The organism is Mycobacterium sp., from assembly GCF_035499775.1.
Taxonomy (GTDB): Bacteria; Actinomycetota; Actinomycetes; order Mycobacteriales; family Mycobacteriaceae; genus Mycobacterium.
In genome coordinates, this window is record NZ_DATJYB010000536.1 from 1 (window position 1) to 2,192 (window position 2,192).

The following is a 2,192-nucleotide window of genomic DNA, read 5'->3' on the forward strand; positions in this document are numbered from 1 at the left end:
GTCTGGCTTCCTCGATCGGCGGCAGTGTGCTGCTGCCGGCCAACGGCGCCCAGTTCTCGACGGCCAAGCAGGTTTTCAACTCGCTCTACAACGGTTCCAACCCGGCGGCGGTCGTCACCGCGTCGTCGCAAGCCGATGTTCAGCGGGTGGTCGCGTTCGCGACGGCGAACAAACTCAAGATCGCCCCGCGTGGCGGCGGGCATTCCTACATCGGGGCGTCGAGCGCCATCGGCGCCATGGTGCTCGACCTGCGTCCGCTGCCCGGCGGGGTGAGTTTCGACACCGGCAGCGGGACCGTCACGGTCACGCCGGCCACCGAGCTGTACGCGGTCCACCAGGCGCTGGCCGGGGCCGGCCGGGCCATCCCCACCGGCACCTGCCCGACCGTCGGCGTCGCAGGGCTGACGCTGGGTGGCGGCAAGGGAGCAGACTCGCGGCACGCCGGCCTGACCTGTGACGCGCTGCAGTCGGCGACGGTGGTTTTGCCCAGCGGCGACGTGGTCACCGCGTCCGCCAACGACAATCCGGATCTGTTCTGGGCACTCCGCGGCGGCGGTGGCGGCAACTTCGGGGTGACGACCTCGATGACGTTTGCGACGTTCGCTACCGCCGATCGCGACCTGCTGCGGATCGAGTTCCCGCCGGCGTCGTCGGTGCAGGTGCTCACCGGCTGGCAGTCCTGGTTGACCGCGGCCGACCGCGACACCTGGGGCATGGTCGATCTCTCGGTCGGCTCGGGTCAGGCGAACTGTCATGTGCTGGCGACGTGCCCGGCGGGCGCGGGATCAGGCGTTGCCGAGGCGATCAAATCCGCGGTGGGCGTGGCGCCCAGCTCCGTTCAGAACAAAACGATCAGTCACATGGATCTGGTGATGTACCTGGCCGGTGGCAGCTCGACCAGCTCGCCGCGCGGCTTCGTGGCCGGGTCCGACGTGATCCCCACGGTGAATTCCGCTGCGGCCCATGCCATTGCCACCGCGATCGGGCAATGGCCCGCGGCAAACGGACAGGCGTCGGTGATCGTCGAGCCGCTGGGCGGCGCGGTCAGCGATGTGGCCCCGGGCGATTCGGCCTTTCCGTGGCGCCGGGAGTCGGCGGTGCTGCAGTGGTACGTCGAGCCCTCCAGCGCCATGGTGCCTACCGCTACGAAGTGGCTGAGCTCCGCACACCAAACGGTGCAACAGTTTTCGGCTGGCGGCTACGTCAACTACGTGGAGGCCAACACCACGGCCGCGCGCTACTTCGGTTCGAATTTGGCGCGGCTGTCGTCGGTGCGGCAGAAGTACGATCCCAACCAGATCATGTTCTCCGGGCTGAACTTCTGAGGGCGCATCACCCGCGCAGCCGAGGTGGCCAGAGCGCGACGAACAGCCGCCGCCCACGTCGACGGGGTTAAGTAGTCGATTACTGCATACCGCTCCGTCGATTCGTGCGAGGCTGGGTCGCGCAAACTTGGCCGCACCCTTGACCGCCAGGTCGGCCCGATGAGCTAGTGGGAGGACAGACATGTCGTATGTGATCGCGGCGCCGGAGATGATGACGGCGGCGGCAGCAGATCTGGCGAATATCGGCTCAGACGTCAGCGCCGCCCACCTGGCGGCGGCCGCCCCGACCGTCGCGCTGGTGCCCGCGGCCGCCGATGAGGTGTCGAAGAGTATCGCGCACCTGTTCTCCCAGCACGCCGCGGACTATCAGACCCTGGCCGGGCGCGCGGCGACGTTTCATGAGGACTTTGTGCAGAAGTTGACGGCGGGTGCGCACTCGTATGCCAGCGCTGAGGCCATCAACATCGAGTATTTGATTTGGTTGGCTGAGAATGCGGGCTTGTATCAAGTCTTTCAGTACTTATCCGAAATTGCCGCAAGCAATAGCGTCATATTCCAATTGCTGCAAAACTTTGTGCAGCCACTTCGCTTTTTATTGGGAGGAGTACTCCTTCTGTTTGTTTTGGTGGCGGGTGGGATTTTGTCTGCGCTAGCTAGCTTTTTGGGGATGTTCGGACTCTAAGACACTGCCCCGCGCCTACCGCAGATACGCGCGCGACCGCAAACCGAAGAACCGAGGAACCCAGCGGTTGCAGTTCCGGATCCTGCCGGGGGCACCATCTGACCAGCGCAGATACCTGTTCGTGCGACGTTCGTGTAACCAGGCCCAGCGTCAGTGATACGTTCTAGCCGGCCATCGGACTACTC

2 protein-coding genes are annotated in these 2,192 nt (G+C 65.4%); both read left to right on the top strand.

Annotated features, from left to right (window positions below; genetic code table 11):
- Nucleotides 1–1,325: FAD-binding oxidoreductase (locus VML93_RS32675; RefSeq protein WP_325617079.1), on the top strand; the 1,325-nt coding region annotated here is incomplete at its 5' end.
- A 181-nt stretch (nucleotides 1,326–1,506) separates the two neighbouring features.
- Nucleotides 1,507–2,007 (top strand): PE family protein, encoded by a 501-nt coding sequence (locus VML93_RS32680; RefSeq protein WP_325617081.1) that lies wholly within the window; start codon nucleotides 1,507–1,509, stop codon nucleotides 2,005–2,007.
- The last annotated feature ends 185 nt before the right edge of the window (nucleotides 2,008–2,192 follow it).